Source organism: Brucella sp. NBRC 14130 (assembly GCF_040371715.1).
Taxonomy (GTDB): domain Bacteria; phylum Pseudomonadota; class Alphaproteobacteria; order Rhizobiales; family Rhizobiaceae; genus Brucella; species Brucella intermedia.
This window is the reverse complement of sequence record NZ_BAABTE010000004.1, coordinates 189,447-203,415: the sequence shown is the minus strand read 5'-3', so window position 1 is coordinate 203,415 and position 13,969 is coordinate 189,447. Positions and strand designations below refer to the sequence as shown.

Sequence of the window (13,969 nt, the reverse complement as noted above, 5' to 3'; positions counted from 1 at the left end):
TTAGGATTCTCAAAACACAACCTGATTTGAGGCCAGGCCGAAAATAGTTGCCGGGCGGCATCAGCCATTAACACCACATTTATTGTGACATCCCACACTCCTCTTGCCGCTACCAACGGCACACCGCAATCAACACGAGGAGCACACATGGCACGCAACCGCACGCGCGCCTTCGTCTACGACCACAACCGTCACCAAAAGACGGATCTACAGTCAATCTGCCGACGTTTGATGCGTGGGTGGAGGCTTGGACGCCAGCTGATACTCTGGAGGCGCGAGAACAGGCCGATAAAGCCCCGTATGCGCTTTGGGTAAAACAGGGCTGGTTGAATGCCCCGCCTGGGAAGCGAATTCGATATGATTTCGTGGCCTCGCGGGTGCAGCAACTCGACCAAGCCTTTGACATTCAAGCTATCGCCTACGACCGATATGCCTACGACAAGTTCCGCGAGGAAGTCGAAGCGCTTGGGTTGGTTATTGAACATGTCGTACACCCGCAGGGCGGGAAGGTTCGGGCACGTCCCGAGCCTGCGAAGGTAGACGCAGCTAAAGCTGCTGGCTTACCGCCGCCGCAAGGCCTGTGAATGCCTAGCTCGGTGTTGGCGCTCGAGGACATGATTATGTGTGCCGAACTTTCTAAGAAGGATCATCCGATCCACCGACCCGATATGTCCGCAGCGACAGCAATAACCATATAGTTCGTACCACTGGACTAGATCCATGATCCGTGTCGACGCTGGCATTTCTTGCAGAAAAGGAGGTCGTATTTTCATCGATCAAAGTACGTCTCCCACGGCTTGGATTTCTTGTCCGTCGTGTCGTAGGGCACACCGCCGTATAGCCGAATGAATTCCCCCTGGCCTTCCTGCGTCGCGAATTTCACGATCGAGAAATGATAGTCTTCATGATATTGATATCCATGAAGGTGATAGGCCCCTAGCCGACGTTCTTCCGCAATTACGTCCGAAAGCGCTCGACGTAGCTCATCCGTCAAATACAAAACGACCTGAAAAGGGTATTCCTTATTGATGAGAGTCTTCGGGGGCTCACCGCGGGATCTGCCGCTCATTTCACGAACACCGTCGGCTTCCAGCCTCGGGTATAGCCGTGACTGACAGCATGCTGGCTATTGCGACCTCTTTAACGAGAAAATCCCGATCTTTGAGAAGCGCCTCTATCGCGGCCCGCGCGTCGCCTTTGTGGTAGGCAAGAACCATCTCAATTTCGTCGTCGTATTCGTTTTCCTGCGCAACCGCACTCATCGTTCTGCTTCATTGAAGCAGACAGCCGTATGCTCAAACGACTCTGTTAAGGAAGCCTGAGCGGCACGTCATAAGCCTGACATGTCAGCCTGGCGCTAAGGGTGCCCATAGCTGAGCCGTTATCTGTTTCGATAACCAGTATGCGCGTCCCACTAAAAACGTCTGAGCAAGCGGCGGATTTGCGCTAGGTCCGCTCATCGGTATAAGTTCGAGCGCTACATTGTCCGGGAGTGATTTATGCGTTTGGCATCTAGTTTTATTGTTATGAATTTAGCCTTGGTTTCCGTATCTCCGGCTTTTGCTGGTGCGAAAGAAGATGCGTTGACGCTTCATAAAGCCGTCGTTTCGGGGATGATGACTTATATCGAACTGGGAGAGAGTTCCGATGGGCGATCCAGGGAGCTGGGCGTCGCGATGGAAGAAAAGGTGACGACTCCCGTCGCACGTGCACAATCTGACTGGCGACAAGCCGCAGGCGGGAATGCAAGCTCCACTGAGTATAAGGCATTCGTAAGTTGTGACGTCGCTGCTGACTCTCTCATGAAAGTTTCGCAGACAATATCCGAGTACGTTAAAAGCGACAGCACTGATGAACCAGACTACGATCCTTTGCTGACGAAATTTTCCGAGGATTTGACCCAGTGTGAAAAGGAACTTGGTGTTCCTTTGACTTTCTAGACATAGTGGTAGCGAGCGTCCAACCGCTTCAGGTGAGGAACATTTTCACTCCGAATTTCGTTGAACCTACTATTGGTCCAACTGTCGGAGTGAAAAAATGAAACTTTCAGTCCTTATGGCGCTACTGTTAAGCTTTTCGAGTGTGTCTTTCGCCCAGGAATCGGGGATGCCGACACAGTCAGGCACACAGGAACCCGAAGTGCCGGGCAACCCGCCGGCGGCACCGGGACGGCCGCCGTCTGATCCTGACAGCGTTGACGTTCCTAAAGCGTCCGAATCGCAGAAGCAGGGCCGACTTCAGAACTCCAAAAAGGATCAGTGTGTTCCGGGGCAGGACGCAAGGAAGTGTGTTGAACAGCAGCGCGGTCGTAAATGACGCTTGCGGTTTCGTATACTGCGAAAGTACTCGATCTGACAGCGGTCGGATAACTCTGTTAATTGATTCCTGTCTCCAACAGAGGCTCGTTGGAGGATTTAAATAATCTTGTATTAATCTCGCTTATCGTTGCGAGTTCTTATTTCCCATCGGACTGGCGATCAGCCACTCGATAACGTCTTCTCTGTTTGCTTGTTGAGCGTGGTCAACAAGAACATCGTAAATGGCGGCGATGGTTGCTTTCGCCATCACGTTATTCATTTGCAGAATGTCGACAGTTTCCCAGCCACATTGTTCAATTGCTGTGGCTACTTTATCGATGAGAAGAGGATGGGCCACGTTGAGTTCCATTATGATAAAGAGATGCCACTCTACCATAAGAAGCCAGTGATGAAGTTGATTTCAATCAACCGCAGGTTTGGGTGACGACTGAGGGTTCCGTTGGGCGGTTTGGTTGGCTAGGAATGGTGGGGTTTAACACTGGGGCTCGCAGGTCCGCGCTGCATAAAAAATCTTGGGAAATCGAACAAAACTTGAAATACCAAATGATTTTGAGAACGGAATGACAAAAAATGTATGAAGGCTGTTCAACGCGGAAGCGCCGACAGGGAGTAAAGATTGAGATGAAGATTCTTTTTTGGGTGATCGGTGTTGCCGGTCTGCTTTCAGCCACTAATCTGGGGCTGGCGCAGGATCTGACACGACTATGCCAAACCGTTGAAATGCAGTATCGAAACCTGCCTCGCAACGGCAACGTCAGCAACAAAACCCCGGATGTTCTCGCTCAGTTGGTCGCGACGGCGTCCACCGGCATTACCGAAGCCACGACGACTGTCGAGGATGTTACGCCGGAAAAACTGGTGGAATGGGCTAAAGCCGGGACGCCACCTGTCTCGCTACCGAGCGAATTGATCGAACAGATAACAGGCAACACCGATACAATACAGGATATGAATCATTTGCCGGGCACGAATTTTTACGTTGTGAACGGCACGGCCGGATCGCTGTCCTGCTATCAGCCGGGCGTATATTTCAGGATAGAGAACGGACAAGTCGTAAATGCCAAGGGGCCCGACAACTGGCTTGAAGAAGGAAGCGGATGCCAGGTCATTCGATCATTTGGGACCATCGACTCGGTTCCTGTTGCCTTTGAAAAGGGATATAATGGCGAAGACAGCGACTATGTTCTCAATATCTCGCCATGGACAGGAACTGGTTTTGGCCCTGCTTGCACCGCGACTTTTCAGTTTGAAAACGGCCGGCTTTCCAACGTCACTGTGAAGTGAACCGTCTAGCACTGGAGGTGACTGTCAGATGTCACTGAAGCCGTAGCGAATTTGAAAAGAGCTGGATATCGGTGCCGGAAAAGCGAATTTTCCGGCACCGATCCGAATCCGACGCTATGTAACCGTCAACGCTCGTATCGGGTGCCGACGCACTGTGGTCGCGAGGTCCTTCTAGTGCCAGCAATCAATGGAATCGCTATCGAAAGGCTTGATATCCACGGGCCAGACTGCGCCGGCTTAAAGCTCTCTCGAGCATAACGCCACGAACAATCGGGGACTTGTTTGAGACGGGCGGCTCACAGAGCATGCCTGTGAGTTTTTCGGGCTGGCGATCCGCTACCTTGCTTCGTTCATCACAACAAACGGAATCAGATGTGTCGGGTGGATTTGCCAGACCTTTTTGTAACCGGTCGTAATTTATGGGGATCAATTTGCAGAATGCGCAGCAAGGTTACCCGCTAGGGTGTCAATAGTAAACTTGGCAACTTATTGATTTTATTTGATAAAATTTGGAGGCCTCGCCCGGAATCGAACCGGGGTGCAAGGATTTGCAGTCCTCTGCGTAACCACTCCGCCACGAGGCCTTCCGTAAAGCTGTTGCCAAATCACTTGGCATTGCCTTGGTCCGTTCCAATATTGATACAGACCGGTCTCGTCAAGCCGTTAGAGGCAAATGTAGAAAATTTCTCCATGGGTTTCCACGACGAGAAAACTCAAGGCTGTTCATCTCTGTCTGGTGGCATTTGCGGGCGGGCCAGATTACCCTTGGAGAAAGTATAGCCTGTTTCGACAACACTCACCCCGAACTTGTTCCTCAACCGGTCGATGGCATTCTCAGCGACGGCGCGTTTGGTGGCCTGTGTGTCCACAAGATCGGGCGGATCGGCCCGGTCGCTTGAAGAAAGTTCGCTAACGCCAATTCCAAGCAGACGAAATTTCGTTCCATCCAGCTCTTTTTCAAGAAGCTGCAATCCATGGCGGAAGATTCTATCTGCAAGTTGGGTGGGGTCGGAAAGCTGGCGATTGCGGGTCCGCAATTTGAAATCGCGGGTTTTCAGCTTCAAGACGACGGTGCGTCCGGCTATGTCGCCCGCTTTTAGTCGCCGGGATACTTTTTCGGCAAGTGCGCGAAGCACCGGAACGAGATCATTTGCATCCGACAGGTCGTTGTTGAAGGTCGTCTCCGCCGAGACGCTTTTCGTGTCGTGATCAGGCTCGACCTTGCGGCTATCCTGTCCTCGCGACAGGCGGTAAAGACGCTGGCCCATGGTGCCATAGGCTTTCATGAGCGTTCCTTCCTCCATCGTCTGGAGTTGGCCAATGGATCGGATTCCGTCACTTTCCAGTTTGGCTGCAAAGGCCTTGCCGACGCCCCAGATCGTGCTGACCGATCGGTCCCGCAGAAAGGCCAATGCCTCCGCTTCGCCGATAACAGAAAAACCGCGCGGCTTTTCGATGTCTGATGCAACCTTGGCCAGAAATTTGCAGTAAGAAAGTCCTATCGAGGCGGAAATGCCTATTTCATCCTCAACCCGTTTGGCAAAGCGCGCCAGAACGATTGCAGGGGGCGCTTTGTGCAGTCGCTCGGTGCCGCTCAGATCCAGGAATGCCTCATCGATGGAGAGTGGCTCGACGAGAGGCGTCAGGTCACGCATCATTTGCCGTACGTCGCGACCGACGCGCGCGTATTTTTCCATATTGGGTTTGATGACAACTGCGTCCGGACAGGCTTCCAGCGCCTTGAACATGGGCATGGCGGACCGCACACCATGAATACGGGCGAGATAGCAGGCAGTCGATACGACGCCGCGCTTCCCGCCGCCGATAATGAGGGGTTTGTCCCGTAACTCCGGATTGTCGCGCTTTTCGACCGAGGCGTAAAATGCATCGCAATCAATATGGGCGAGGGAGAGCCTGTAAAGCTCGCGATGGCGAAGAAGACGCGGACTGCCGCATGCATGGCAACGCCTGCCGGTATCCGTCTTTTGCGGCGCAAGGCAATCGCGGCATACACCTTTTTCCGGACTGTTAGGGGCAGTGGTGTCAGCCATGAGGACGAACCGTCTGATGAACATAAAAGGAACATCCTTTTATAGCATCGAAAGGCTGAAGCGCCACCGGCATATAGGTCCTGCAGGTTCTTACACTTGACATTGCCGGGAATATCACCAAGTTTAGTGCCATGAACAACCGTTTTGCATCCATACTCCATCGGGTTCATCCGATCACGGGATAGCTACCCTCGAGTTCTGCCTAGCGCAGGGGAACTCCGGGGGACGGTACGCCGCTTGTCCAAAGCGGATTTCGAATAAGCGCTTTCTCCACAATCAATCTGAACAGCTTCGTGCCTAACAGCACGGAGATTTATTACCTTTCAACAGCAGTGAGCACTCGCCATGAGCGGAAAGAATCGCAAGAAGCCCAATATCGTCGTCAGCGAAATCGACTATGAACGCCTGATGGGGTTGGCCACCAATGTTTCGGAACGTCTCGAGGAGATTGCCGAGGAACTGATGGCCGAGCTCGACCGGGCAAAAGTCGTGCCTGCAAAGCGCTTGCCGCAGGATGTGATCCACATGGGCTCTACTGTCGAGTTTCGCTCCAATGACGGACAGGAGCGTCGGGTGACGCTCGTATATCCTGGCGAAGCGGACATTGCGCAGGGAAAGATTTCCATACTCACGCCAATCGGCACCGCGTTGATTGGCCTTGCACCGGGCCAGTCAATTTCCTGGACGGCGCGCGATGGCAAGCAGCACGAATTGAACGTGTTGTCGGTTTCGAATGAAGTCGAGGTTGCTACAGCAACTCCTGCTGCTGAATGATCAATAAGAAAGCCCGGCTTGCCGGGCTTTGTCATGTGGTGGTTGAGCACACTCCTAGAGGTGTTGGTTCAGACCGCCGGGCAGGTGCGTGAGGGCTTTGTCTATTGTTGCCGGATCTCGTCCTGCTTCCTCGCAGTAGCGCAACAGTGTCGGTTCATGAGACAGGAAAAATTGCAGTACCCCCGCGAGAAAGCCGGGCTCAAGCGCGGCCTGCCGTATGGACCCCGCTTCGATGCCGGTCAGGGCGAGAAAGCGAGGAAGGAGGTCCTTGTCTTGCGCCAGCCACGCTAAAGCTTCAATAGCGATCGCTTCCGCATCCGCCTGACTCATCAGCGTTTTCATGTGGTTTCTCCGCTTTTTTCGTTGTCTGGCCGAATGTGTAGCTGCCGCTCCGTCGAGGAACAATGGAATTATTTGCCTTTCATCAATGAAATGAGGTTAAACTGATCGTGGTCTGAAAGTGGAGAACTTTCTAGTGGTCTATTTCGGTCCATTGTCAGATAAGAAGATCGAGAAAATGCCGGGTTGCTGCAGGGAATAAGACCAAGGAATATTCGATGCCGAAAAGCGTAATGATTGTCGAAGACAACGAACTCAATATGAAGTTGTTTCGCGATCTAATCGAAGCCAGCGGATACGAGACCATCCGTACGAGAAACGGGCTTGAGGCGCTGGACCTTGCGCGTGAGCATCGACCCGACCTGATTCTGATGGACATACAGCTTCCGGAGGTATCGGGGCTGGAAGTCACGAAATGGCTGAAGGACGATGACGAGCTGCGGCATATTCCGGTGATCGCCGTAACGGCATTTGCCATGAAAGGCGACGAGGAGCGTATACGGCAGGGGGGCTGCGAAGCCTATATATCCAAGCCGATATCGGTGCCCCGCTTTATAGAAACAATCAAATCCTATATGGGCGACGCTTAGCGGAAATCAGGGCGGGGGCATCATGACTGCAAGAATTCTCGTCGTTGACGATGTGGATTCCAATGTAAAGCTCCTCGAAGCCAGGCTGCTCTCCGAATATTACGAGGTCGTTACGGCCTACAGCGGGCCGGAGGCCATAGAGATTTGTCTGGGCGGACAGATTGATGTCGTCCTGCTCGACATATTAATGCCGGACATGGACGGTTTTGAAGTCTGCCGTCGTTTGAAGGACGATCCCCGCACATCCAACATCCCTGTTGTCATCGTAACGTCGCTTGATGGTGCGGAGGACAAGATCCGAGGTCTCGAAGCCGGTGCCGACGACTTTCTGTCCAAGCCCGTCAGCGATCTTCAGCTTATGTCGCGCGTAAAGAGCCTGGCGCGGCTGAAACTCGTCTCTGACGAGCTCTTCCAGCGGACGGGCACCGTAGCGGACGCAGAGGTGGAGACGCTGCTGGCAAGCAAGATGGGCGGGAATTATGCCGATAAGGATGAGGTGGCTCGCATTCTCATCGTCGATGAGGATGAACTGGCGGCCGCGCGCCTTCGTCTCATTCTTGGAGAGACTTATCGCATGGACGTGGCCAGCGACGCGAACACAGCCCTGATCCGGGCGATAGATACCGATTACGACAGCATCGTCGTTTCAGCCAATTTCACTTACTATGACCCGCTGCGCCTGTGCTCCCAGTTGCGAACTATCGAGCGCACACGGCTGGTGCCGATCATTCTTGTCGTGCGGGAAGATGAAGGGGCGCTGGTGGTGCGCGCGCTGGAACTTGGCGTAAACGACTATCTCATGCGTCCACTTGAGAAGCTGGAGCTATTCGCACGCTTGCGAACGCAGATAAAACGGAAGTGCTATAACGATCTCTTGCGGCAAAGCCTCAATCGCACGATTACCATGGCAGTGACGGACAGCCTGACGGGGCTGCATAATCGCCGCTATCTGGATACGCATATGCCCGTCCTGCTGACACGCGCCATGGGGCGCGAGCGGCCATTGTCTGTCATCATGCTCGACTTCGATCATTTCAAACGGATCAACGACCAGTTCGGGCACGATGCGGGCGACGATGTCCTTCGCGAGTTTGCGGCACGCCTGCGCAAGAATATTCGCGGCATGGATCTTCTATGCCGCTACGGCGGAGAGGAGTTCGTCGTGGTGCTTCCAGACAGCGATGTGGAGGCCGCAAGGGCTGTCGCGGAGCGAATCCGGACTGCCGTATCGGAGGCGCCTTTTTCTGTCGCCAACGGCAAGCACAAGGTCAATTTGACCGTGAGCATGGGCATCGCCGGATTGAGGCTGATAGGGGACAGCGCCGAAGCCCTTTTCTCGCGAACTGATGCGGCGCTCTATCAGGCAAAAAAGGGAGGACGAAATCGCATCGTCTCCTCGGCGGCCTGAAAGTTGAACATGGGCAGGAAACAAAAAGCCGTCTCGAAGGAGACGGCTTTTTTCAATCGTCTTGTCGATGACGACCGGAAACGAATTACTTGATCTTCGTTTCCTTGAACTCGACGTGCTTGCGCGCAATCGGGTCGTACTTGGTCTTTGTCATCTTTTCCGTCATCGTGCGGCTGTTCTTCTTCGTTACGTAGAAGAAGCCGGTGTCAGCGGTCGACAAAAGCTTGATCTTGATCGTCGTAGCCTTGGCCATATCGAATTACCTGCTCTGTATCTTTGCCGGAGCATGATCTTGCCGAAAACCGGTTCCCAATTCTCGGGATCATGCTCAATGGATGGAAACCTCCAGCGATTCCGGTAATCTCATCCGGCAGCGGAAATTTGGCGCGACACTACGTATTGGCGGCGAAAAGTCAAGCCCGCTTCTTCCGCAAAAGCAGCCTTCCTGCTGCAAAGAGTGCATATGCGGCAAAAAACACACCGAGAGTCATCGGGAATCCCTTGGGGCCCATCATATCCATGCCGACGCCGACGGCCTGCGGTCCGGCAAGCATCCCGATGGCATAGCAGAACACGAAGGCGGCATTGGCGGACGCCAGTTCCCGCCCCGTCAGTTCGGAACCGAGATGCGCGAGGCCGATCGTATAGAGGCCCGCCACCACGCCGCCCCAAAGGAACAGGATGCCTGCCATGAGATACCAGTGCTGCATGAGATAGGGCAGTGCGATCATGCCGATGAGGCCGGTGGTGGCGCAGAAAAGCAGAAGCTTGCGACGGTCTGAAATGCGGTCGCTGACAATGCCAAGCGGAATCTGCATCAGAACATTGCCAAGCCCGATCATCGTAAGCAGCAGGGCTGCATCGGCCTCCGGATAACCGATACGCGCGCCGAAGACCGGGAAGAGCGCGAAGCCACCGGTTTCAACAGCGCCGAACACGAAGACGGCCATGGTCGCCGTCGGTACGGCAAAAATGAAGGGCAGAAACGGGACGTGTTCACCTTCCTCGAAATCGGGGCTGTCACGCCACGCGATCGCAACCGGTATGAGGGCGATCATGATGATGGCGAAGCCGACATAGAAAGGCAGTCCTCCTGTACTGCCGATCTTCGAGAACAGCCACGGTCCGAGCGCAAAGCCCAGCGAAAGCGATGTGGAGTAGATGCCGAGCACTAGGCCACGCTTTTCAGGTGGTGCCGATGCATTGATCCAGTATTCCGACAGGACGAAAAGGACGGTCAGCGCGAAATGCAGAACGATGCGCAGAGCAAACCAAGCCCAGAGGGGCTGAAAGAAATGGAATCCGAGAAAAGCCCCGCTTCCAATGACAAGCATAAGGAAAATCGCCTTGACCACGCCCAGCCGCGCGGCAATAGGCGCGGCAAGGGGTGCGGCAACGATGGAGGCCAGGCCCGCAACGGCGGTATTGGCTCCAATCAGGCTAGCAGAATGGCCACGGCTTTCCAGAAGAACGCTCAACAGTGGAATGCCCAGGCCGATTGCTGCACCAACCGCGCTGATTGTGGCGATGGCTGCAGCGAGCGAACGCCAGTGCAACTGGCCCTCTACCGGCCCGCCGCCTGGTTCTTGCGGGACAAGATCGGCGGATTGGATTTCTTGATTCATGGAGTTCAGATCACTTCGCGGACAAAGCGGCCATGCCGCTTGCAATATTGTACCACCGGCAAGGTGGCGGGCAGTTCAGAGTCGGCATTTGTCAGAAGCGCGCGCGCTTCTTTCAGGATTGCCTGGGTGATATGGGCCACATCGAGCCTGTCGATTTGATCGATAGAAACCCAGTCCAGATCTTCCAGTTCCCCACTGGGAACGAGCGGTTGTCCATCAAGTTCCGGTATATGATCACGGAAGGCGATAAAAAAGCGGGTATCGAAACGGCGAACATTGTCTGGCGGCGTAACCGCGCGGGCAAAATAGCGCAGGCTGCTGAGCGCCGGTATCATGCCATTGTCGAAAAATGCCGACCAGTCGCGATGTGCAGGCAGGATAACCGGTGCCGAGGCCGCTTGCCCTATGCGAAGGCCAGTTTCCTCGAAAGTCTCGCGGATGGCGCATAGACCGAGGGCCCGGGCGCGGCGCAACGATGCACGAGCCCCCATGCCGGCAAGCAATTTGGCAACATCATTGTTGTGCAGTTCTGCTGTCGCGCCGATAGCGCCATCGATCGGATCTGCCCGGCCGCCTGGAAAGACGAATTTGCCCGGCATGAAGGCGAGGCTGGCGTGGCGTCGACCCATGAGAATGCGCGGCGCGCTTCCCGACCGGTCGACAAGCAACAGCGATGCCGCGTCACGCGGCCGCAAAGCTTTTCCGGCTTTGATTGGCGAGGATGGAAGCTGAACCATGGCGGTCACGGTGACGTTTAGGTCACGTCGCCATATTCACCGTCACCCTTGCCTCCAAAACCGTGCATGTACAGCGCCCATTGCAGCCCGATGGTTGCGCCTTTGATCGGCTGCAAAAGCAGCAGCGACATGATCACGGTCAGGGGACCCCAGATCGCCATATGAGCCCAAAGTGGAAGATTGGTGGTCGCTTCAACGCCCATGAAGGCACCCACGACTACGTGCCCTACGATCAAGATGGTCAGATAGGCAGGAAGATCGTCAGCACGTTGTTCTGTGTAGTCTTCGTCACACACGGAACATTGCGCCACCGGTTTCACAAAGGCCCGGAACAGTTTTCCTTCACCGCAATGCGGGCAACGTCCGCGAAATCCGCGCCACATGGCCTCGCCCAAAGGGCGTTTTGGGTGGGCCGCCTTGGGGCTTTCCCCTCCGAAAACCTGTATATTCTGCGCGGAATTGGCCTCTAGCGTGCTCATCAGCGACCTCTTCTCTTCTGACGCGGGATGCCCGCGGGTTTACCCCTTCGTCCACGCATCGTCCGGCTTGCCTTGTGATGCGAGCGGGTCGCCATTGGCAAAGGATGCGGTTCCGAAACCATCTCAAAACGAAGCGCACCCGCCACGGGGAGCGCTTCCACAAGCCGAACCGTCACTGTATCGCCCAAACGGAAGCCCTTGCCGCTCCGCTCACCGGCAATCGCATGGTTCGCTTCGTCATATAGATAGTATTCATGACCCAAAGTTGAAATGGGCACCAGCCCGTCTGCGCCATATGTCGCAAGGTTCACGAAAAGACCCGCTCTCGTCACCCCGGTAACGCGTCCCTCATATTCATCACCGAGATGTGCGGCGAGGAAATGAGCAATAAGACGATCCACCGTTTCGCGTTCGGCCAGCATGGCGCGACGCTCGGTTGAGGAAATCAGCGCAGAGATTTCCTCCAGATGCGCTTCTTCATCGGCGGTGAGGCCATCGTTGCCGAGGTTCAGGGCCTTGATCAGCGCGCGATGAACGATAAGGTCGGCATAACGGCGGATCGGCGAGGTGAAGTGCGCATAGCGGCGCAAATGCAGGCCGAAATGTCCGATATTGTCGGGGCTATATTCTGCCTGGCTCTGTGTGCGCAACACCACCTGGTTGACCAGTTCCTGATGATCAGAGCCCTCGACGGCCTCAAGAATCCGATTAAATTGCGCCGGCTGCAGTTCGGCCCCCTTGGCGAGGCTCAGGTCCAGCGTCCGCAGAAATTCACGCAAGGTTTCCTGCTTTGCAAGCGCCGGGGCGTCGTGAATGCGGAAAATAAGCGGCTGGCGGCGCGCTTCCAATGTTTCAGCGGCGGCAACGTTCGCCTGGATCATGAACTCTTCGATGAGCTTGTGCGCATCGAGCCGTTCCGGGACGATCACCTTGTCGACCTTGCCATCGGGCGTGAGCAGGATTTTCTTTTCCGGCAGATCGAGTTCCAGCGGTTCGCGCGCGTCACGCCCCCGCTTCAGCACGGTATAGGCGTTCCAAAGCGGTTTCAGTATGCTGTCGAGAATAGGCGAAGTCTTGTCATCCGGCGCACCGTCGATCGCGGCCTGCGCCTGCGAATAGGCCAGCTTCGCCGCCGATTTCATCATGATGCGGTGAAATTTGTGCGATTTCTTGCGTCCGTCGGCCGCAAAAACCATACGGACCGCAAGGGCAGGGCGGTCTTCCAGTTCACGAAGCGAACAGAGGTTGTTTGAAATCCGCTCGGGCAGCATCGGCACGACGCGGTCTGGGAAGTAGACCGAGTTACCGCGTTTTTGGGCTTCGCGGTCGAGCGCAGAATCGGGACGGACATAGGCGGCGACATCCGCTATAGCCACAATGACGATCTGGCCCCCCGGATTCTCGGGGTCCTTGTCCGGCTCGGCGTAAACAGCATCATCATGATCCTTGGCATCCGCCGGATCGATGGTGAGAAGTGGAATATCGCGCCAGTCTTCGCGGCCATCCATCGTGGCTGCGGTCGCAGCTTCCGCTTCGCTCAGCGCTTCAGCTGGGAAAACATGCGGGATTTCATGCTCGTGGATGGCAATCATCGACAGGGCTTTTTCGCTGTCGATCGAGCCCACCACCTGCCGAACCTTGCCGCGCGGCAGTCCCTGACGCCGGGAGGAAATCAGGTCGACTTCAACAAGATCACCGGCTTCCGCATTTTCCAGATGGCCCGGATCGAGCTGCACTTCCGGCTGCTTGCGGTTTACCGGGTCAAGCCGCCATTCACCGTTGCCGAGCTTGCGCACAATACCGAGCACCGCATTTGTTCGGTGCTCGAGACGCTTCATCACCCGCGCTGTATAGTCCGGCCCGTCACGATCTTCATTGCGGAATATTTTGGCTAGAACGCGATCGCCAACGCCGACAGCCGGGCCGCCTTCCGAAGCTTTGTTGAGCCGGGTGCGGCGGATCAGGACGATGGGTGGCTTGCCATAACCTGCTTCATCCCATTCCGACGGGCGTGCGAGCAAACCGCCATCTTCGTCGCGTCCGGTAATATCAAGCACAGTGACGGCAGGTAGCGCACCGGGGCGAGACAGCCTGCGGGCGCGTTTTTCAACAAGGCCCTCGTCAGAAAGCTCGCGCAGAAGGTCTTTCAGATAGACCCGCGCATCGCCCTTGATGTTGAAGGCTTTCGCCAGCTCACGCTTTCCCGCCCTGTCGGGATTATCCTCAATATATTTGAGGACCTCTTCGCGGGTAGGCAGAAACGCGTGGGGATCGCTCTTGCCCTCGGCGGATTTTGCTTTGGCTGCACGCCGTTCGGTCCGCGCGGAACGACCGGTATCGGATTTGGAAAAACGGCGTGCCAAT

The 13,969-nt window shown here is 55.4% G+C and carries 15 protein-coding genes, 1 tRNA gene and 1 pseudogene; 6 read left to right on the top strand and 11 right to left on the bottom strand.

The window, feature by feature from the left end; all coding sequences use genetic code 11:
- The first annotated feature begins 239 nt into the window (after nt 1-239).
- Nucleotides 240-584 (top strand): hypothetical protein, encoded by a 345-nt coding sequence (locus ABWW28_RS09660; protein WP_176587707.1) that lies wholly within the window; start codon nt 240-242, stop codon nt 582-584.
- Between the two features lie 185 nt (nt 585-769).
- Here ABWW28_RS09660 and ABWW28_RS09655 read toward each other — a convergent pair whose 3' ends face one another.
- Nucleotides 770-1,069 (bottom strand): hypothetical protein, encoded by a 300-nt coding sequence (locus tag ABWW28_RS09655; RefSeq protein ID WP_353390887.1) that lies wholly within the window; start codon nt 1,067-1,069, stop codon nt 770-772.
- Nucleotides 1,066-1,262: pseudogene (locus ABWW28_RS09650) on the bottom strand (hypothetical protein). Before ABWW28_RS09650 ends, ABWW28_RS09655 begins: the two are co-directional and overlap by 4 nt.
- Before the next feature lie 237 nt (nt 1,263-1,499).
- Here ABWW28_RS09650 and ABWW28_RS09645 point away from each other — a divergent pair.
- Nucleotides 1,500-1,940, top strand: coding sequence for a hypothetical protein (locus tag ABWW28_RS09645; protein WP_176587708.1), 441 nt, complete (start codon nt 1,500-1,502; stop codon nt 1,938-1,940).
- 499 nt (nt 1,941-2,439) lie between these two features.
- On the opposite strand, the gene ABWW28_RS09640 is transcribed toward ABWW28_RS09645, so the two are convergent.
- A complete protein-coding gene (locus tag ABWW28_RS09640; protein WP_176587709.1) occupies nt 2,440-2,655 on the bottom strand; it encodes a hypothetical protein in 216 nt (71 codons plus the stop codon).
- A 284-nt stretch (nt 2,656-2,939) separates the two neighbouring features.
- Between ABWW28_RS09640 and ABWW28_RS09635 the strand changes: the two genes are divergently transcribed.
- Nucleotides 2,940-3,602 carry a hypothetical protein gene (locus ABWW28_RS09635; protein ID WP_176587710.1) on the top strand — a complete coding sequence of 221 codons (663 nt, stop codon included), beginning with the start codon at nt 2,940-2,942 and terminating at the stop codon, nt 3,600-3,602.
- Between the two features lie 510 nt (nt 3,603-4,112).
- Here ABWW28_RS09635 and ABWW28_RS09630 read toward each other — a convergent pair.
- Together ABWW28_RS09630 and ABWW28_RS09625 are read right to left on the bottom strand one after the other, a co-directional pair.
- Nucleotides 4,113-4,186: transfer RNA gene (locus ABWW28_RS09630), tRNA-Cys, on the bottom strand.
- Nucleotides 4,187-4,315: 129 nt separating this feature from the next.
- On the bottom strand, nt 4,316-5,653 hold the full coding sequence (locus tag ABWW28_RS09625) for a DNA polymerase IV (RefSeq protein ID WP_176587711.1): 1,338 nt from the start codon (nt 5,651-5,653) through the stop codon (nt 4,316-4,318).
- A 345-nt stretch (nt 5,654-5,998) separates the two neighbouring features.
- On the opposite strand from ABWW28_RS09625, the gene rnk reads away from it, so the two are divergent.
- Complete coding sequence (rnk, locus tag ABWW28_RS09620) at nt 5,999-6,427, top strand: nucleoside diphosphate kinase regulator (RefSeq protein ID WP_025090179.1); 429 nt, start codon at nt 5,999-6,001, stop codon at nt 6,425-6,427.
- Nucleotides 6,428-6,481: 54 nt separating this feature from the next.
- On the opposite strand, the gene ABWW28_RS09615 is transcribed toward rnk, so the two are convergent.
- On the bottom strand, nt 6,482-6,769 hold the full coding sequence (locus tag ABWW28_RS09615) for a DUF3572 domain-containing protein (RefSeq protein ID WP_113462734.1): 288 nt from the start codon (nt 6,767-6,769) through the stop codon (nt 6,482-6,484).
- Between the two features lie 215 nt (nt 6,770-6,984).
- Here ABWW28_RS09615 and ABWW28_RS09610 point away from each other — a divergent pair, with 215 nt between their 5' ends.
- Together ABWW28_RS09610 and ABWW28_RS09605 are read left to right on the top strand one after the other, a co-directional pair.
- Complete coding sequence (locus ABWW28_RS09610; protein WP_006468945.1) at nt 6,985-7,356, top strand: response regulator; 372 nt, start codon at nt 6,985-6,987, stop codon at nt 7,354-7,356.
- Between the two features lie 22 nt (nt 7,357-7,378).
- Nucleotides 7,379-8,764, top strand: a complete 1,386-nt coding sequence (locus ABWW28_RS09605) for a PleD family two-component system response regulator (protein ID WP_176587712.1) — start codon at nt 7,379-7,381, stop codon at nt 8,762-8,764.
- 85 nt (nt 8,765-8,849) lie between these two features.
- Here the strand turns inward: ABWW28_RS09605 and rpmG are convergent, their stop codons facing one another.
- The 5 genes from rpmG to rnr all read right to left on the bottom strand — a co-directional run bounded on the left by rpmG (nt 8,850) and on the right by rnr (nt 13,968).
- Nucleotides 8,850-9,017, bottom strand: coding sequence for a 50S ribosomal protein L33 (gene rpmG / locus ABWW28_RS09600; RefSeq protein ID WP_002966024.1), 168 nt, complete (start codon nt 9,015-9,017; stop codon nt 8,850-8,852).
- Nucleotides 9,018-9,177: 160 nt separating this feature from the next.
- The gene (locus ABWW28_RS09595) at nt 9,178-10,320 is read right to left on the bottom strand and encodes an MFS transporter (protein WP_006471394.1); all 1,143 of its coding nucleotides are present in this window, start codon (nt 10,318-10,320) and stop codon (nt 9,178-9,180) included.
- A gap of 74 nt (nt 10,321-10,394) precedes the next feature.
- On the bottom strand, nt 10,395-11,126 hold the full coding sequence (locus ABWW28_RS09590; RefSeq protein ID WP_176587713.1) for an NUDIX hydrolase: 732 nt from the start codon (nt 11,124-11,126) through the stop codon (nt 10,395-10,397).
- 17 nt (nt 11,127-11,143) lie between these two features.
- Nucleotides 11,144-11,605 (bottom strand): DUF983 domain-containing protein, encoded by a 462-nt coding sequence (locus tag ABWW28_RS09585; protein ID WP_006468941.1) that lies wholly within the window; start codon nt 11,603-11,605, stop codon nt 11,144-11,146.
- A complete protein-coding gene (gene rnr / locus ABWW28_RS09580) occupies nt 11,605-13,968 on the bottom strand; it encodes a ribonuclease R (RefSeq protein ID WP_176587714.1) in 2,364 nt (787 codons plus the stop codon). The genes ABWW28_RS09585 and rnr overlap by 1 nt, the downstream gene beginning before the upstream one ends.
- Between the last annotated feature and the right edge of the window lies 1 nt (nt 13,969).